This window comes from Enterovirga sp., assembly GCF_028290205.1.
Lineage (GTDB): Bacteria > Pseudomonadota > Alphaproteobacteria > Rhizobiales > Beijerinckiaceae > Enterovirga.
In genome coordinates this window covers 1-15,401 of the sequence record NZ_JAQGKF010000158.1, presented here as the reverse complement: position 1 = coordinate 15,401, position 15,401 = coordinate 1, and the positions used below count along the sequence as shown (strand labels likewise).

Annotated in this window: 11 protein-coding genes; 2 read left to right on the top strand and 9 right to left on the bottom strand. The window is 70.4% G+C overall.

Annotated features, from left to right (window positions below; all coding sequences use genetic code 11):
* Positions 1 to 342: 342 nt before the first annotated feature.
* The gene (locus JWR86_RS11540) at positions 343 to 1,707 is read left to right on the top strand and encodes a TMEM43 family protein (RefSeq protein WP_299565286.1); all 1,365 of its coding nucleotides are present in this window, start codon (positions 343 to 345) and stop codon (positions 1,705 to 1,707) included.
* A 51-nt stretch (positions 1,708 to 1,758) separates the two neighbouring features.
* On the opposite strand, the gene JWR86_RS11535 is transcribed toward JWR86_RS11540, so the two are convergent.
* Genes JWR86_RS11535 through JWR86_RS11495 form a run of 9 tightly spaced genes read right to left on the bottom strand, consistent with a single transcriptional unit; the run spans position 1,759 to position 13,503 of the window.
* A complete protein-coding gene (locus tag JWR86_RS11535) occupies positions 1,759 to 2,925 on the bottom strand; it encodes an ABC transporter permease (protein ID WP_299565283.1) in 1,167 nt (388 codons plus the stop codon).
* On the bottom strand, positions 2,922 to 3,941 hold the full coding sequence (locus JWR86_RS11530; protein ID WP_299565280.1) for an ABC transporter permease: 1,020 nt from the start codon (positions 3,939 to 3,941) through the stop codon (positions 2,922 to 2,924). Before JWR86_RS11530 ends, JWR86_RS11535 begins: the two co-directional genes overlap by 4 nt.
* The gene (locus JWR86_RS11525) at positions 3,938 to 5,935 is read right to left on the bottom strand and encodes an ABC transporter substrate-binding protein (protein ID WP_299565276.1); all 1,998 of its coding nucleotides are present in this window, start codon (positions 5,933 to 5,935) and stop codon (positions 3,938 to 3,940) included. Before JWR86_RS11525 ends, JWR86_RS11530 begins: the two co-directional genes overlap by 4 nt.
* Positions 5,932 to 7,812 (bottom strand): ABC transporter ATP-binding protein, encoded by a 1,881-nt coding sequence (locus tag JWR86_RS11520; RefSeq protein ID WP_299565274.1) that lies wholly within the window; start codon positions 7,810 to 7,812, stop codon positions 5,932 to 5,934. Before JWR86_RS11520 ends, JWR86_RS11525 begins: the two co-directional genes overlap by 4 nt.
* 5 nt (positions 7,813 to 7,817) lie before the next feature.
* Positions 7,818 to 8,636, bottom strand: a complete 819-nt coding sequence (locus JWR86_RS11515) for a polysaccharide deacetylase (RefSeq protein ID WP_299565271.1) — start codon at positions 8,634 to 8,636, stop codon at positions 7,818 to 7,820.
* On the bottom strand, positions 8,633 to 9,808 hold the full coding sequence (locus JWR86_RS11510) for a glycosyltransferase (protein WP_299565268.1): 1,176 nt from the start codon (positions 9,806 to 9,808) through the stop codon (positions 8,633 to 8,635). Before JWR86_RS11510 ends, JWR86_RS11515 begins: the two co-directional genes overlap by 4 nt.
* Positions 9,805 to 10,941, bottom strand: a complete 1,137-nt coding sequence (locus JWR86_RS11505) for a glycosyltransferase family 4 protein (RefSeq protein ID WP_299565266.1) — start codon at positions 10,939 to 10,941, stop codon at positions 9,805 to 9,807. Before JWR86_RS11505 ends, JWR86_RS11510 begins: the two co-directional genes overlap by 4 nt.
* Entirely contained in the window at positions 10,938 to 12,224 is a 1,287-nt protein-coding gene (locus JWR86_RS11500) for a glycosyltransferase (RefSeq protein ID WP_299565263.1), read from the bottom strand. The genes JWR86_RS11505 and JWR86_RS11500 overlap by 4 nt, the downstream gene beginning before the upstream one ends.
* A 7-nt stretch (positions 12,225 to 12,231) precedes the next feature.
* Positions 12,232 to 13,503 carry a glycosyltransferase gene (locus JWR86_RS11495; RefSeq protein ID WP_299565260.1) on the bottom strand — a complete coding sequence of 424 codons (1,272 nt, stop codon included), beginning with the start codon at positions 13,501 to 13,503 and terminating at the stop codon, positions 12,232 to 12,234.
* 138 nt (positions 13,504 to 13,641) lie between these two features.
* Between JWR86_RS11495 and JWR86_RS11490 the strand changes: the two genes are divergently transcribed.
* Positions 13,642 to 15,401: ABC transporter ATP-binding protein (locus JWR86_RS11490; RefSeq protein ID WP_299565257.1), on the top strand; the 1,760-nt coding region annotated here is incomplete at its 3' end.

The window sequence follows — 15,401 nt, the reverse complement described above, 5'->3', positions numbered from 1 at the left end:
CCCGGCCCCGGCCGGGGGGTGCTGGCCCGGCCAAGGAGGGCGGGGCGCCGCGCCCGAGTGGGGACGGAAAAGGTCGTGGTGCCGGCGGGCCGGCCCGGCCGCGTCAGCCCGGGCGGGCCGCCGCCGCCGGGTCTGAGGGGCGCAGCCTCTCCTGGCTCGACCGCCGGGACCACTGACCCGCACAAGACCCGACTCGCGCAGCGCCGGCCCCCTTGGGCCGGCGTTTTTCGTTTCACCCCGGTTTCGCCCCGGCAATCGGCCGGACATGGCCTTCCGGCAGGGAGAACCATAAGCTCGGCGACACCGCGGGGCGCTTGGCTTCCCGCGTGAGGCGAAACCGACATGGGCGATCGACCCTCCGACCGCGGCAGCGATCCGCAGCTTTCGCCCCAAGGCGGTTCAGGCGAGCCGTCCGCGAACGCCTCCATCACCGACAGCCTCTATGGCGGTGCGCGGTCGGACGATCCGATGCGTGATTCGGCCGAGCTTCCGCCGCTGGACGGCGAACCCGGTCCTGAGGGCAGCTTCACCGAAAGCCGGCAGGTCTCGTGGTTCGGGAAGATGTCGGAGGCCATCACCGGCGTCCTGATCGGCCTCGTTCTCGTGGTCGCGACGGGCGTGCTGCTGTTTTGGAACGAGGGCAGGGCCGTGCAGACCTCGCGCTCCCTCACCGAAGGCGCCGGCCTCGTCGTCGACGTGCCGAACGACCGGGTGGATCGGGCGCATGAGGGCAAGCTCATCCATCTCCAGGGCGACCTCGCGGCCACAAGGCCGGTCACGGATCCGGCGCTCGGCGTCGCCGCGGCGGCGGCCCGGCTCGTGCGGCATGTCGAGATGTATCAGTGGAAGGAGGAGAGCCGCACCGAAACGGTGAAGCAGCTCGGCGGCGGCGAGGAGCGACGCACCACCTACACCTACACCCGGGTTTGGTCCGACCACCGCATCGGCTCCGAGAGCTTCCGCCAACCCGCCGGGCACCAGAATCCGCAGATGCGTTTCGGCCCCTTCGAGGCGGTAGCCGAGGATGCGCGTCTCGGCGCCTTCCGGCCTGGCGCGAAAGCCCTCGGCCGGCTCGCAGCCGACCAAGCGATGAGCCTCGACCCGAACACCGCCGAGAGGCTGCGGGCGCGGGCCGGATTCGGGCCGGTCCACGCCGATGAGAGCGCCCTCTATCTCGGGCAGGACCCGTCCAGCCCCCGAGTCGGCGACCTCCGGATCACCTATCGGTTGGCGCCGCTCGGCCCCGCGAGTTTCGTGGGTCGGCAGGCCGGGGATGGACTGGACGAATACCAGACCCGGGCCGGCGACGCGCTCCTGATGGCAAGAACGGGGCTCGTCCCGGCCGCTGATCTGTTCGCGGGCGCAGAGGCCGAGAACAGGATCCTGACCTGGATTCTCCGCGCGCTGGGCGCGATCTTCATGTGGGTCGGCTTCTCCCTGATCCTGCGGCCCATCGCCGTGTTCGGCGACATCGTCCCGATCGTCGGCACGGTGCTGGGGGCCGGGACGGCCCTGGCCTCCCTGGCCCTCACCGCCGTGCTGGCGCCGATCGTGATCGCCATCGCCTGGCTGTTTCACCGGCCGCTGCTGTCGCTCGGGATCCTGGTCGCGGGCGCGGCCGTCGTGCTCGCTGTGCGCTGGCTCGCCCAGCAACGCCGGCCCGCCGCTCGGGCCGGGCCAGCAGCGGCCGCCGGGCTACGGGCCTAACTCCCGGCCGGCCTCCTGGGCCCGGGGCGCGGCCGAGGCCGGCGCAGGGGCTCAGTGATAGGGGTCGGCGGCGTCCCGCATGCCGTCGCCCATGAAGGAGAAGGCGAGGACGATCAGGATCACGGGCACGATCGGCAGCAGCAGCCAAGGATGGAGCTGCACGGCCGCCAGGTTCTGCGCCTCGTTCAGCAGCACGCCCCAGCTCGTCACCGGAGGCCTCAGGCCGAGTCCCAGGAAGGACAGCGCCGTCTCGCCTAGGATCATCGATGGGATCGACAAGGTTGCCGAGGCGATCAGGTGGCTCATGAAATTCGGGATGAGGTGGCGGGCGATGATGCGCGTCTTCGACGCGCCCATCAGCTCGGCCGCCCGCACGAAATCCTCCTCGCGCAGCGCCAGCAGCTTCGACCGGACGGCACGGGCGAGCCCCGGCCAGTCGAGCAGACCGAGGATGATGGTGATGCCGAAGAAGACCAGGATGGGGCTCCAGTTCGGCGGCAGCGCGGCCGAGAGCGCGAGCCAGAGCGGCAGCTCGGGCAGGGAGCGAAGGATCTCGATCACCCGCTGCACCACGTTATCGACCCAACCGCCGAGATAGCCGGCGAGCCCACCGAAGAAGAGGCCGAGCGTGAACGAGACCGCGATCCCGACGAGGCCGATGGTGAGCGAGATCCGGGCGCCGTAGATGATGCGGGAGAAGAGGTCACGGCCGAGCCGGTCCGTGCCGAGCAGGAAGACGCTGCCCTCGGCGGGCGGGCAGAACAGGTGGAAGCTGCCGGGGATCAGCCCCCAGAGTTCGTAACGGTCGCCGGAGCAGAAGAAGCGCAGCGGCTGCGGGCGCGTCGTGTCCACCACGTAGTCGCGGCGGAACGTCTCCATGTTGAAGGTGAAACGGTAGGGATACACGAAGGGGCCGATCAGGCGCCCCTCGTGGAACAGATGCACGGGCTGCGGCGGCGCATAGATGAAGTCGCCGTTGCGCTTGGTCTGGTTGTAGGGCGCAACCGCCTCGACGAACGGCACGAGGCCGTAGAAGAACAGCAGCACGTAGGCGGCCACCACGGCCACCTTGTGCCGCTTGAACTTCCACCAGGTCAGGCGCAGGGCCGAGGCCCGGTAGAAGCTGTCGCTCTCAGCGCCGCCCGGCTCGGAAAGACCGGGATCGAAGGGTGCCTTGTCGACGAAATGTGCGGTCCGGTCCGCCAGCCCCGGGCTCACTTCCCGCCCCCGAGGCGGATGCGGGGATCCAGCATGGCGAGCAGCAGGTCGGAGATCAGCATGCCGACCACCGTCAGGATCGCCACAAACATGAGGATGAACCCGGCCAGGAACTGGTCCTGGCTCTTGAGGGCCGCGAGCAGGATCGGGCCGACGGTCGGCAAGCTGAGCACCAGGGACACCAGCACCGATCCGGAGATCAGATGGGGCAGGAGGTTGCCGATATCCGCGATGAACGGGTTCAGCGACATCCGGAAGGGGTATTTCAGCAAGGCGCGGGTCGGCGGCAGGCCCTTCGCCTTGGCCGTGACATAGTATTGCTTGCCGAGCTCGTCGAGCAGGTTCGCCCGCATGCGGCGGATCATGGCCGCCGTGCCGCCGAGGCCGATCACCAGCGTCGGCACGATCAGGTGCGACATGAGCGACTGGATCTTCGGCCACGTCCAGGGCTGGCCGGAATACTTGGCGTCGTACAGGCCGCCGATCGAAATGCCGAACCAGCGGTTGGTATAATAGAGGAGGATCAGGGCGAGCAGAAAGCTCGGCGTCGCGAGGCCGATATAGCCGATGAAGGTCGCGATGTAGTCACCGACAGAATATTGCCGCGTTGCTGAATAGATGGCGATCGGGATCGAGACCACGTGCACGAAAATGACGACGACGAGATTGATCAGCAACGTCAGCCAGAGGGCATCGCCGACCACCTCTGTCACCGGTCGGTCATACTCGAACGACCAGCCCCAATCGCCCTGAAGTAGGCCCGAGAAGCCGTTCGGTCCGGGCCAGACGCCGATCCAGACGAGGTATTGCTGCCAGACCGGCAGATCGAGCCCGTATTGCCGGATCAGGAACTCGGCCTTCGCGGCGGAAGCCGCCTCGCCCTGTGAGCGCAGCTCGGCAATCTGATTGGTCAGGAAGTCGCCCGGCGGCAGCTTGATGATGAAGAAGACGAGCGCCGAAATGATCAGGGTGGTCACGGCCATGGTGCCGGCCCGGCGAACGAGGAATCCGATCACGGGCGCGCTGTCCTGGCGGCGGCATCCTGCTGGTTGCCCTGGGTGGCCTGCACGCCGCGCTTCGGCAGCCAGGCCTCGCGGGCTGGCGGGCGGTCCCAGAACAGCTCGTCGATCCGGTACACGCCGAGCATGGAGGTCGGCTCCCAGGAATACACCGCGCGCTCGGGAAGGTTCTTCAGCCCGGACCGGATCACGATGGGTTGCAGCGCGCCGGCCACCGTGCCGATGGACCAGACGTTCTCGGCCCGGATGCGCAGCATCTCGCGCCAGATGCGGCTCTGCTCGGCGCTGTCCGCCGTGGCGAGCCACTGATGGTAGAGCACCAGGAGCCGCTTGGCCTCCGGGTCCTCCACCGGCTCGCCCATGCCGCCGCGGGTCTCCTGATACTGGCCCCACTTGGCCCAGGCGTAACTGTCCTGGCGGATCGGCGCGAGCTCGGAGGGCGGCATGACGGCGGTCGGGACGGCCAGGTCGAGGCCCTGGGCGGCCACCATCACGGTCTGGCCCGCATAGGTGCGGTTGCGGAGCACGCCGCGGTCCTGCGGCTTCACGAAGAGCTTGACCCCGACGTCGCGCCAGAACTCGGTGATCAGCGTGAGCCCGTCCACCACCAGGGCGGCCTCACCGTCCGTCTCGACGATGATCTCGAGCTCGCGCCCGTCCGGCAGCAGCCGGATGCCGGCGCCGTTGCGGGTGCCGAGGCCGATCTCGTCGAGCAGGCGCGAAGCCTCGCCCGGGTCGTAGCCGGCGTTCAGCGTGCGGAACTCGGGCTGGAACAGCGGACTGGCCTCGCTGATCGTGTCATTGCCCTCCTGCCCGAGGCCGAACAGCAGGGCGTTGTTCAGCATGCGCCGGTCGATCGCGAGCGAGAGCGCGCGGCGGTAGCGCAGGTCCCGGTTCAGCTTGCGCCAGACCGGGTCGGAGGTGGTGAGGTTGGGAAACAGGGCCAGCTCGCTGCCGCGCGCATAGGGCCACAGCAGCGTGCGGTAGTTATGGGCGCGCTCGCCCTCCTTGAGCACGGGGATGTCGCCCATGGCCAGGCCCCGGAACAGGAGGTCGACATCGCCCGAATTGGCCTTTGCGGCCATCAGTCCACCGGACGCGACGTCGAGCACGACCCGATCGAGATAGGGCAGCTGCTGCCCGGCCGTGTCGACCCGGTGGTAGAAGGGGTTGCGCTCGAACACGAAGCGGTTCGCGGGTCCGGCTGTGACCACCTTCCAGGGCTGCAGCGTCGGCAGGTCGGGGTTCGAGCTCTCGAACATGTCGTCCATGCGGTTGTGCAGGGTCGACCAGGATTTCATCTTCAGGCGCTTGGCCGTTTCCTCCAGGGCCGCCTTGTCCGCGTAGCGGGCGTGGAACTTCTTGAGGTAATGGGCGGGCCGGTAGATGAACGGGTCGCGCGGCTGGGCCAGCGTGGGTAGGAAGCGGGGGTTGGTCTTGTCCCAGCTGAACCGGACCGTGCGGGCGTCCAGCACCTCGAAGGTCGGACCCTTGCCGTCGATCATCAGGAAGTCCGGCAGCCCGGTGGGGTTCAGGGTCTTGTCGTTGGCGACATCGGCCCAATAGTAGCGGAAGTCCTCAGCCGTGAAGGGCTGGCCGTCGGACCACCTGTGGCCCTCCCGGATCGTGAAGGTGAAGACGCGGTCACCCTCGTTGTCGATCCGCTCGAGCAGGTCGGGCCCGAGCGCCAGCTTGGCGTCGTAGCCGACAAGGCGCGCGTAGGAGCTGGCCGACAGGTAGCGGATGTCGCGGGCCCGCCCGACCAGCGAGATGATCTCGCCGCCCGGCCGGCCGACCTCGCGCCCGCGGGCCACGGGATCGACCAGCAGAGGGGTTTTTGGCAGCCGCTCGGCCACGGGCGGCAGCGTGCCTTGCGCCACCGCGTTGCGGAGCATGGGGGTCTCGGTCAGCTCGAGACCCGAGGCGGGGAGGGCCGTCGCCGCAAAGGCGGCAAAAAGCAGCGCCCGGATGCTAAATGGGGTGCGCCTCACGCTGCCTTGTCCTCGATCTCGGGGGCCGCTTCGGACATGAGCCGCACCTTGTGATCCGGGCCGAGCGCGGTCATGCGGCCGCTGTCGCCCTCGACCAGGCGATAGGGCTCCGGCCACGCGTCCGGGTTCGAGAACCGGTCGTTGCGCAGCTTCAGGAAATCGAGCGGCCGGTCGAGGTCGGGATCCGGCACGGCCGCCAGCAGGGCCCGCGTGTAGGGGTGGACGGGGTCGCGGAACAGCGTGTCGGCCGAGGCCTCTTCCACGATATGTCCCCGGCACATCACGGCGATCGTATCGGCCACGTAATCCACCACTGCGAGGTTGTGGGATACGAAGACATAGGACAGGCCCAGCGCCTTCTGCAGGTCCTTGAGCAGGTTCAACACCTGCGCCTGAACCGACACGTCGAGCGCCGAGACCGGCTCGTCGCAGAGCAGCACCTCGGGTTCGAGCGCGAGCGCGCGGGCGATGCCGACGCGTTGGCGCTGCCCGCCGGAAAAGGAATGGGGGTAGCGCCGCAGGCTGCCCCGATCGAGCCCCACCATGTCCAGCAGCGCCTTCGCCTTCTCGAAGCGCTCGTCGCTCGTGCCGATGCCGTGAATCTTCATCGGCTCGGTGAGGATGTCGTAGACCGTCATGCGCGGGTTCAAGGACGAGAACGGGTCCTGGAACACGAACTGCACGGTGCGCCGATAACGGGTCAGCGCCTCGCCGGACAAGGCGTGCACGTCCTGCGGCCCCGACCCGGCGTCGAACAGCACGCGCCCGCGATCCGGCGTCAGCGCCCGGGATACGATCTTGGACAGCGTGGTCTTGCCGCAGCCGGATTCCCCCACGAGGCCGAGCGTCCGCCCGCAGGACAGCGACAGGCTGACGTCGTTCACGGCCCGGATCACCCGCTTGGTGCCGCTGAACCAGCCGGCCCGCAGAGTGTATTCCTTGCTCACGTTCTCGACCTGCAGCACGACCCGCTCGGTTGGGCAGACCGGGGCGACGGGCCTCCCGCCCGGCGCCAGCGCCGCGCTCTTCACCTCGCGCAGCGGCGTGAGCCGCTCGCCGGGTTTCATGGCGAAGCGCGGCACGGCCCGCATCAGCGCCTTGAGATAGGGATGCTCGGGACGGCGGAAGAGGTCTTCGCGCGAGCCCGCTTCCATCATCCGGCCGCGATACATGACGACAACGTCGTCGGCCATGTTGGCCACCACGCCGAGATCGTGCGTGATCAGCAGCACGGCCATGCCGGTGTCGGCCTGCAGCTCGCGGATCAGGTCGAGGATCTGCGCCTGCGTGGTCACGTCGAGCGCCGTGGTGGGCTCGTCCGCAATCAAGAGGGCGGGCTTGGTGATCAGCGCCATGGCGATCATGGCGCGCTGCCGCAGGCCGCCCGAGAGCTCGAACGGGTAGGTGACGAGCGCCCGCTTGGGATCGGGGAACCCGACCCGCTCGAACACCTCGATCGCCCGCTCCTTGGCCTCGTTCTCCTTGACCTCGGCATGGATCTTCAGGGCTTCGGTGACCTGGTCGCCGACCGTGTGCAGGGGCGACAACGAGGTCATCGGCTCCTGGAAGATCATGGCGAGGCGCCCGCCCCGGAGCTGGCGCATGCGCTCGCTGCCGGCGTCGAGCGCGGCGATGTCGAGCGGCGGGTGGCGATCACGCGGGTCGTCGAACAGGATCGAGCCGCCCGCAATGCGGCCGACCTTGGGCAGGATCCGCATGATGGCCTGCGCCGTGACGGATTTGCCGGAGCCGGATTCGCCCACGATGGCCACCGTCTTGCCGCGCGGCACGTCCAGGCTGAGCCCGTCGACCGCCCGGAACGAGCGCTGGTCGGCCGTGATCTGGACGGCCAGATTCCGGATGGAGAGGAGCGGCATGGGAGTCACGGCGCCAATTCCGGGTGAGCTTGGCGCCGCCCGTCCCGAGCGTGAGCCGTCGCGGGGGCGAAGGTCGGCTCCGGTCCGGGCAGGAGCTCGTCGATCCGCCGCAAACGGACCGCCGGATGCGCGGACGCCATCTCGAGGACCGCTTCGGTGAATCCCCAAAGCGCCTCGTCGAAGACGAGGTGGTGCGTGAGAAGGCCGAGCGCCGTGGAGCCCGCCGCGATGGCGGCGCGGGCGGCGGCGGCCAGCCGGTCCGGAGGGGCGAGGCTGCGCGTGCCGCGCCAATCGACCGGGTCGAGGTGGATGTCGATCCGCGGCAGCCCGGGCCCTGCCCGCCCGGTGGGGGCGCCGCTGGCCGAGAGCGCCCGGAAGCCGGCGCCGGGGAGGGCTGCGCAGAGATGCGGCGAGATGCGGTTCCAGGGTGGCACGAACACCGGCGCGGCCCGCGGCCCAAAGGTCGCCCGAGCCAGGGATGCCGCCTGGCCCAGTTCCGCGGCGGCCTGGGCAACGGGTCGGTGCGGCCCGAATTCGGCGGGCTTCTCGTCGGTGGGGGCGTGGTTGGCATGGTGCAGCCCGTGCGCCAGCACCCAGACGTCCGTTTCAGCCGCGAGCCGGTCGACGAGGGAGCGCTCCACCCTGGCGGTCACCGCCGCGACCGCCACGGGGCAGCCTGTTCGGGCGGAGATGGCCAGCAGCCGCTCCAGCGCCGGCGTGTGCGCAACCGCATCGTCGTCGCGCCACCAGAGATCGATCGGCCGGTCCCGATCGGCCGCGCGGTCCAGGGCGTCCCGGATGGGGGACGCCGCTTGGCCGCTCACGCCGCGGCTCCGGCCGCCACCGGTCGGGCGGAGGTCGCGAGCTCTTCCAGGCAGCGCACCGTCTCGGTGGCGCCGTCCAGGCGAAGGGCGGGGAAGCGCGGCGGGGTGCGGCTGAGCGCCGCCAGGACGGCCCCGGCCAGCGACGCGGCGTCCAGCTCCGCCTCGGGCAGCAGCGTCGCGAGGCCGCGCTCGGCCAAGGCCGAAGCCCGAAGCCTCTGCTCCGTCTCCCGGCCCTGTTCGAAGGGCACCAACACGGCACGGGCCTGCGTCGCGACGATGTCCATCACGGTGTTGTAACCCGCCTGCCCGACGAAGACAGCCGACTTCCGCATCAGGGTGCGAAAATCGGGGCGGGCGCGCTCGACGGTCACACCCGCCCGAGCGCTGCCCTGCAGGGATCGGAATTCCTGCTCGGCGACGCCGTGGCCGACCAGCACCTGCCAGCGCAGCCGCGGGGTCTCGGCCGCGGCGGCGAGTGCGGTCCGGTACACAGGCAGGGAGGCTGCGCTGGAGCCGCCGGAGACCAGCACCAGGGCTGGATCAGGTGAGGGCGACCCCACCGGCCCGGGCTCGCCGTCGTTGTCGACATAGCCCGTGTAGCGGAGCCGCTGCCGCAGTTCGGCGCCCACCGGCCAGGACGCTTCGAGGGGCACCAGGGCCGGGTCGCCGTGCACCAGCACGGCGTCGTAATGCCGCTGGACCAGGTCCTCCGTGCGGGCGAGCTTGGCCGGCCGCTCAGGGGCTACCAGGATGTCCCGCACGGAGGCCACAATGCCGGGCCGCGGCGTGGAGCTCCGGGCCGCTTCGATCAACGCCATGAACTCGGCTGCGAGCACCCGGCGCCCGAACGGGAACAGCTCCGTCACGACGACGTCCGGCCGGGTCGTGGCGAGGGCCTCCAGCAGCATCGCCTGGCGGGCGGCCAGCCGCTCGGGCCGGACCGGGTGGCCGCCCTCGTCCTGCAAGGCCGTGAAGTCGGCGAGCGGGGCCCGGACGGGCGGAAGCTGGATCAGCTCCACTCCGTCCGTGGACACGAGGCGGCTCGGCATGCCGCCGCTCACCAACGTGACCCGGTGCCCGGACCGCGCCGCGGCGCGGGCGAGAGCCGCCGCCCGGGTGAGATGCCCGGCGCCGAGGAGATGCGTCACAACGATGAGGATGCGCCGTGTCATGCGCCCAGCCTCTGCCCGGCGAGAGCCCGCGCCCCTTCCCGGAGGATCGTGGCCGCGCCGCCGAGATTGCGGTCCCGCCGCACGAAGCTGCGCGCCCGCGTCCCCAGCCGGCGCAGCTCGCCCGGGTCCCTGAGGCAGCGGCCGAGTGCCTCGGCGAAGGCCGACGGGTCACCCGGCGCGACCAGAATGCCGGTCTCGCCGTCCCGCACCGCGTCGGCAACCCCGCCCGAGCGGCCGGCCAGAACCGGGCAGCCCATCACCTGCGCCTCCAAGAGGGCCATGCCGTAGGCCTCGTTCACGGCCGGCCAGACGAGGAGGTCCGACGTCGCATAGAGGACGGCCAGCCGGTCGCGATCGGGCACGAGACCGTGCCAGGTCACCGCGGCTGCAAAGGGCGCGAAGAGCTGCCGGACATCCGGCCGGGCCGGGCCGTCCCCGACCAGGTCCAGGGTCCAGGCCGGAGTTCCAGCCGGGAGGCACGACAGCGCCTCGGCCAGAATGCGGAAGGAGGCGAGCTTGTCGCCTGGCCGCATCATGGCGACGGCGAGAAGCCGCACGGGCCCAGGGGAACGCGGCTCCGGGGCCGGGATTTCGGGCCAGGCGGCGGCGTCCAGGAAGGGCGGCAGGTCGAGGAGCCGCTGCCCCGCGCGCAGCCCCCGGGCAAGCGCCTCGCGGTCGTGCCCGGTCATGGCGAACAGGGTGTCGGCGGCGTCGAGCGCGGCCTCCGCCCCGGCATGGCCGAGGGCCCAGGGCCCGCCCGCCCGCTTGGCGGCCCGAGACCCCTCCGCGACGCAGTACGGAATGCCGAGGGCCCGGCTCACCGCCGGGCCGATCCAGTCCGGCGCCTTGTAGTAGCAATGGTAGGTGAACCAGAGGCGGGGCCGCGCCGCCTCCGGCGTAGCCGCAAAGGTTGCCACCAGGCGCGCCGCCTCGGCGACCCCGGCCTGGCGCAGCGCCTCCTGCCGGGCCGGATCGCCGGTCGGCTCATGTGTCCGCAGCCGGCTCGCTGTGGCGGGGGCGAAGCCGGCCTCGCCGAGCGCCGCCAGAAGCAGGCGGGCCATGGTTCGGTCGCCGGAGGGCGAGGGGTGGTCCGGGCTCTTCAGCGGTGCGTAGAAGGCGGCCGGGACCGTCATCCGGCCGCCTTGTCGCCCCCGCTTGCGACCCCGGCGGGCCGGGCCGCCGCCGGGTCGGAGAGCCGCCTCGCCAGGAGGTCGAGGCCCGGTGCCGCCGAGAAGCTGTCGCGAAGCCGGCGGCTCGCAGTGCGGCCGAGCTCCTGGCGGCGGGCGGGGGCGCGGGCCAGAAGGTTGATGGCGTTCGAGAGCGCGCCCCAGTCGCCCGGGGGCACGAGCTCCCCCTCCTGCCCGGACCGGATGAATTCGGGAATGGCCGCAAACCGCGTCGAGACCAGCGCGAGCTCCTGGGAGGCCGCCTCCATCAGGACGTTCGGCAGGCCGTCCCGATCTCCATCCTGCGCCTCTCGCGAGGGCAGCACGAAGAGGTCGGCCTCGCGCAGCAGCGCGATCACGTCGGGCTGCGCCTTGGCGCCCAGGAAGGCGACGCGGCCAGCCAGGCCTGTCTCCGCCGCAACGCCCTTGAGCCGCTCCAGCAGCGGACCGGTGCCGGCATGGGCGAGACGCCAATGCAGGTCGGCCGGAAGGGCGGCGAGCGCCTTGAGGAGGTCGTCGAACCCCTTCTTCTCCACCGCCCGGCCCACTGTGACGATGCGGACGGGATCGGCCGGATCCGAACCGTCGCGCGGCGGCCGACCGGCTGGTGGCGCCGGAAAGCGGCCGAGATCGAGGCCGTGGTAGAGCAGCGTCATGCGGTCCGCCTCGGGCGCCAGCCCGGCGAGGTGCCGGTGGCCCTCCGCTGTGCAGGTGACGCCCCAGCGCGCCTCGGCCAGCTTGTCCCGCTTGTCCCACTCGGGAATGGTCCAGATGTCCTTGGCGTGGGCCGAAAAGCTCCAGCTCCGACCGGACAGCAGCGCCGCGTAGCGCGCCACCGAGGCCGGGGTGTGCAGGAAGTGGGCATGGAGGTGCCGCACCGCGGGGTCGAGTTCCCGGGCCAGCACCGCGGCCTGACCGAGCCGCCGCAGCCGGTTGGCGCTGGGGTCGCGGCGGAGGTCGCGCGCAAAGGCCCGCAGCAGCCCCGACAGGCCCGGCGCCCGCAGCGCCGCCGCAAGGCCGCGCAGCACCCGCAGCGGCGCCTGGTACAGGTATTCGGGCAGGTAGCGCGTCTCCGCCCGGATGGCGCGGTGCATGGGGTGGAGAAGGCGGTCGCTCGGGCGCCGCAGCGACCAGATCTCGAGCGCCAGCCCGCGCTCCTCGAGCCCGAGGAGCTCCTGCGCGATGAAGGTCTCGGACAGGCGAGGATAGCCTTTCAGGACGATCGCGATCCGGCCCGGTTGCACGTGCATGGCCGGCCTACTCCGCCGCCTGGGGCAGGGTGCGCCTACGGCCGTCACCCCGAAGCGCGACGGCGAAGCGCGCCCGGATCACGTCCAGGCCGTCAAGGAGGCCCGGCACAACGACCTCGGATGGCTTGGGCCGGTGCGGCAGGGCCCGCAGTTCTGCCGCCATGGCCATGGGATCACGGCCCCTGTCCTCCTCGGCCAACATCCGGACGAGACCGAGGCGGCTCGCCTCGGCGGCGCGGATGAACTGCTCGAGCCGCGGCTTGGTGCGGGGCACCACGAGGGAGCGCTTGTCGAAGGACAGGATCTCGCAGAACGTGTTGTAGCCGCCCATTCCGACCACTGCCGTCGCCTGGTCCATGAGAAGTTCCAGCTTGGTGTCGAAGGAGACCGCGTCGAGTTTGGGATGCCGGCGAATGCGCTCGAGAAAGCCCTGGCGCCGGCTGCGGTCCGTAAAGGGGCCGAACACCACCAGGGCCGGCAGCTCGATGCCGGGATCGCTCTCGTAGGCCGAAACGACCCAGTCGATCAGGTCGTCTCCGTCGCCGCCGCCGCCCGTGGTTACCAGGATGAAAGGGCTCGCCGTCATGGCCGGATAGCGGTTGAAGGTCGGCTCGGCCGGCAGCTCGCGCCGGATGTAGCCCGTGTAGACGGTGGCCTCCCTGAGCCGCGGCCCGAGGCCGAGCGCGTCGAGAGGCCGGTAGATGTCGGGCAGGCCGTAGACCCAGACCTCGTCGTAGAACCGGTCGAGGATGTCTACGGCGCCCTTGCGCTCCCATTCCGGCACCAGCAGCCGCGGCTCATCCATCACGTCGCGCACCCCGAGCACGATGCGGCAGCCGCGCGCGTGCAGCAGCTCGAGGGTCGGGATCACCTCGCCCCTGAACCCGGTCGGCTCTTTGTCGACAATGAGAACCTCCGGCCGGAAGGTCTCGGCGACCTGCAGAATCACGGCCTCGCGCAGGTGGGTCGCATCCTCGATCGACAGGTTGAGGTTCAGCGATCGGTAGTCGCCGTCCGGGAGCTTCGTCACCCCGGGCACGCGCACGTAATCGACCCCGGGCCCGAAATCGAAGCTGCCGATCACGGGCGATCCCGACACGATCACGGCCGACAGGCCCGGGCGCTCCGCGACGAGCGCGTTGGCGATGGCGCGCGAGCGTCGCAGGTGGCCGAGGCCGAAGGTGTCATGGCTGTAGATGAGGACCCGCCCGCGATCGCCGGCAGCGCCGGCCGGACTGCGCGGGGGCTGGCTGTCCGGCTCACCACATTCAGAGGCCATCGACGACGTCCCGCACGGATCCCGGCGCCGTGCGAGGCCGCGGGTCAGGAACCCTACCATGAACCTAGCGGGTTTCATCCCCCGGCCCGGGCGGCAGCATATCGACGGGCCGCCCCCCCGTGCTAGGCTGCGGGCTGAATGAGCAAGAGCCTTTTCCGGTACATCTGGCAGCACTCGAAGCGTGATCAGCTGATCATCTTCGCGGTCGTGATCCTGTCCCTGCCGCTCTACTATATCTCGCTCGACCTGCCCCGAAAGATCGTCAACGAGGCAATCCAGGGCCGTGCGTTCGAGAACGGCCGCATGACCGCGCCGTTTCTCGAGTTCGCGATCAACTGGCCCAAATGGCTGGGCGGGGGATCCACCGAACTTCTGACTGGGTTCCAGCTCGGCCGGCTCGAGCTCCTGCTCGGGCTGTCGTTCCTGTTCCTGTTCTTCGTCCTGGTGAACGGGTTCATCAAGTACTGGATCAACGTCGCCAAGGGTGCGCTGGGCGAGCGCATGATGCGGCGGATGCGGTTCGAGCTTTTCGCCGCCGCCCTGCGATTCACGCCCGAGGCGCTCCGCAGCGTCCGCTCGGCGGAGGCTGCGACCATCATCAAGGACGAGGTGGAGCCGATCGGCGGCTTCATCGGCGATGCCTATATCGCGCCTGTGATGCTGGGAACCCAGGCGCTGACCGCCCTGACCTTCATCCTGGTTCAGAACATCTGGCTGGGCCTGATCGCGGCCTCCGTGGTCGGCATCCAGTTCCTGATCATTCCCCGCATGCGCCGCGAGCTCCTGCGGCTTGGCCGGATGCGCCAGATCGCGTCACGGCGTTTCGCGGGCCGGGTCAGCGAGGTGATCGACGGCATGGAGGCCGTGCAGGCGCACCACACCGGGGCGTGGGAGCGGGCCGAGATCGGCGGCCGCCTGCACGAGCTGTTCGACATCCGCTTCCGGATCTTCAAGCGGAAGTTCATCGTCAAGTTTCTGAACAACCTGTTGGCGCAGACGACGCCATTCTTCTTCTACGCCGTGGGCGGGTATTTCGCCCTGACGGGCCGGCTGGATATCGGCCAGCTCGTGGCCGTGATCGCGGCCTATCGCGAATTGCCGCCGCCCCTGAAGGAGTTGATCGACTGGGACCAGCAGCGGCTCGACGTGCAGGTGAAGTACGACCAGGTGGTCGCCTATTTCGCGCCGGAGAAGCTCGGCCCGGCCGAGGACGAGGGCGCGGAGGTGGCGGACGTGCCGCTGACGGGTGCGTTGCGGGCCTCCGGGCTCGAGGTGCTGGACCCGCATGGCGGTCCCGTCATCGAGTCGAGTTCCTTCGAGCTCCCGTTGCCGACCCGGCTCGCCATCCTGTCGGACGGCACGGCCGCGGCGAGCGTCCTGGCCCGGATTTTGGCCCGGCGGACGGACGATCACGGGGGCGAGCTGAGGCTCGGCTCAGAGGATTACAGCCGGGTGCCAGCCGCCGTGATCGGGCGGCGAGTCGCCTATGCCGGAACGGACGCCGTGCTGTTCCCCGGGACGCTGCGGGACAACATGCTGTACGGCTTGCGCCAACGCCAGCGCCAGCCCGGCCGTCCGCCGGACGACCCGGCCGAGCTTCGCCGCATCGAGGAGGCGAGGCGCACCGGAAACCCGGTCGAGACCGTCGCGGCCGACTGGATCGACCTCGAACGGTCCGGCTTCAAGGATGCGGCCGAACTCGACGCCGCCCTCGTGGAACTCCTGAAGCAACTTGGGCTCGAGGAGGACCTCTACCGTTACGGGCTGTCGGGGCTCATCGACCCCGAGCGACAGCCCGGCCTTGCGGAGCGCATCGTGGAGGCGCGCGAACGGCTGCACGGGCGGATCGAGGCCGAAGGCCTGTCCGACCTGGTCGAGCCCTTCGACCCGACCCGCTA